The following is a 1,802-nucleotide window of genomic DNA, read 5'->3' as shown; positions in this document are numbered from 1 at the left end:
TTTTTGCCTCAAACCCTATCTGCGTAAGGAATTCAGGATTTTGTGTCCAGTAGTCCATTAGTATTATATTGCTTTAACTCAGGCTCTGTAAGACTTTTAGCCATAGCTAGTATATTTATACGGGGGAAGTCCAGTTATCAGAAAAGTCATGATCAAGCTAGAGGTTTAAAGACTGATTGGGTTCCAATTATTTTTATTAATAAATATTTTACACAATTCATACCAGGTAAGCAAGAGAGCTACGCCACTACTACCGAATCATTACCACCCAATGCTACCAGAAAGTCAAACATCTGCTCAAGAGAAAATTTTTGCAATCTGCCATTTTTTAAGTTAGAAATTTTAGCCTCGTCAATCCCCAAAATTTGACTGACCTCCTGCTGGCTTAATTCTTGTTCAGTAATCAGATCGTAAATCACTGAAGCCAGCTTGACTTTAGCGAGTTTTTCTTCTGCATTAGCAAAGCCTAAGTCTTCAAAAATGTTTCCCGAAATAATAGTATATTCTGTCATAATCATTTATCTCCTTTTTGGTATTTATTGTTGCTCTTTTGCGATCTCCTGTGCTTTTTTCAGTCGTTCTTTTTCTCCTACAGGTGATTGCATCATTCAACCTTTATTTGATCTCAGAGAATAAAGCATCTAAATCTTGACGACCATTAACAATTCTTAAAATTTCCACCGTTTCATTAATTACTCGATAGAAAATAATATATCCATCTAAAGGTAAACCTCTCAAGGATGGTTTAATATGACTATAGCTGCGTCCTAACTTGGGAAATTGTACTAATTGTTGACACTTTTTGTAAAATTTTCTGAATAGTTTTTCACCTGCTTCAATATTTACTACTAAAAAATAATCGGCAATCTTGTTTAAACCTTGACTGGCTGAAGGCGCAATAATATAACGATTTATAATTATTTTTGTTGCGCTTTTTTAAATTTTTCGAGTATATCATTTATAACTTTTTCTCCATCTAATCCCTCTCCATTATCTAATTCTGCTATGGCAACGTCAATTTTTTGACGAGTTTCTTCTACCCATTGTAAGTAATCTTGATCGAGGATTTCTAGCAAGTAAAAAGCGGTATCTATGACTTGTTCGGAATTATTAAATCTGCCACTTTTTAACTGTTTTTGGATAAATTGTTCTTGATTGGGTTTTAGTTGAATATTCATGATGACTTTTGTAAGGTTAAGGGTTAAGTCGAGTGTCCTGTTTCATTTTACTACAAGGATTAGCTAAAATAGGTTAGTTGAGGTGCATTACATAACATTAACGCCCCTTCCGAGATCGGCGATCGCTCCTTGTTTGAGTTGGTCGATGAGAGCATTATCTCGTTCCCCGGTTCTACCTGAATATTGCTTTAAGGCAGAGCCTTGAAACAAGGGAAATGAGTAGGTAGGGTGCGTTAGGAGCGCCACAATATTATTTAATTTACATTAATTACATACGCGACGTAACGCACCAATATTATCCTAAATCCCTTGAGTAACCCACAGAAAACCGGTTTCTCCGAGAAACCCCTTTTCTACTCATGCACTCATGCAAAAAGGGGAATAAATAATCAGTAGATCGTAGGTTGGGTTGAACGATAGTGAAACCCAACACTTTTAAATAATTGGGTTGGGTTTCGTTCCTCAACCCAACCTACGGCTGAATATTGCTTTAAGGCAGAGCCTTATATATCTGGACTTCCCCCATACAGAAATACTAAAAAATTAACAAAACCCTTACTGCAGGTCGCTTCTCAGAAAAAATTGAAAAGACGCTACTGGGTACATTTTCCCTTTGAAAATGGC

4 protein-coding genes are annotated in these 1,802 nt (G+C 36.0%); all 4 read right to left on the bottom strand.

The features are described from left to right. Positions 1–239 precede the first annotated feature (239 nt). The 4 genes from H6G48_RS00015 to H6G48_RS26715 all read right to left on the bottom strand — a co-directional run bounded on the left by H6G48_RS00015 (position 240) and on the right by H6G48_RS26715 (position 1,388). Positions 240–512: a helix-turn-helix domain-containing protein gene (locus H6G48_RS00015; protein ID WP_190717849.1), complete on the bottom strand. Its 273-nt coding sequence runs from the start codon at positions 510–512 to the stop codon at positions 240–242. A 103-nt stretch (positions 513–615) separates the two neighbouring features. Then, the gene (locus H6G48_RS00010) at positions 616–867 is read right to left on the bottom strand and encodes a type II toxin-antitoxin system RelE/ParE family toxin (protein ID WP_043997021.1); all 252 of its coding nucleotides are present in this window, start codon (positions 865–867) and stop codon (positions 616–618) included. 50 nt (positions 868–917) lie between these two features. Further along, positions 918–1,178 (bottom strand): ribbon-helix-helix domain-containing protein, encoded by a 261-nt coding sequence (locus tag H6G48_RS00005; RefSeq protein ID WP_079209614.1) that lies wholly within the window; start codon positions 1,176–1,178, stop codon positions 918–920. 87 nt (positions 1,179–1,265) lie between these two features. Beyond that, entirely contained in the window at positions 1,266–1,388 is a 123-nt protein-coding gene (locus H6G48_RS26715; protein ID WP_261779520.1) for a hypothetical protein, read from the bottom strand. Positions 1,389–1,802: the final 414 nt, after the last annotated feature.

It is taken from the genome of Microcystis flos-aquae FACHB-1344, from assembly GCF_014698375.1.
GTDB classification, from domain to species: Bacteria; Cyanobacteriota; Cyanobacteriia; order Cyanobacteriales; family Microcystaceae; genus Microcystis; species Microcystis aeruginosa.
The sequence above is the reverse complement of the archived record's forward strand: the minus strand, read 5'-3'. Positions and strand labels throughout refer to the sequence as shown.

Bases quoted from the DNA above. Each gene is read 5' to 3' on its own strand.
- H6G48_RS00015 (WP_190717849.1), bottom strand. From the start codon at position 512: ATGACAGAATATACTATTATTTCGGGAAACATTTTTGAAGACTTAGGC.
- H6G48_RS00005 (WP_079209614.1), bottom strand. From the start codon at position 1,178: ATGAATATTCAACTAAAACCCAATCAAGAACAATTTATCCAAAAACAG.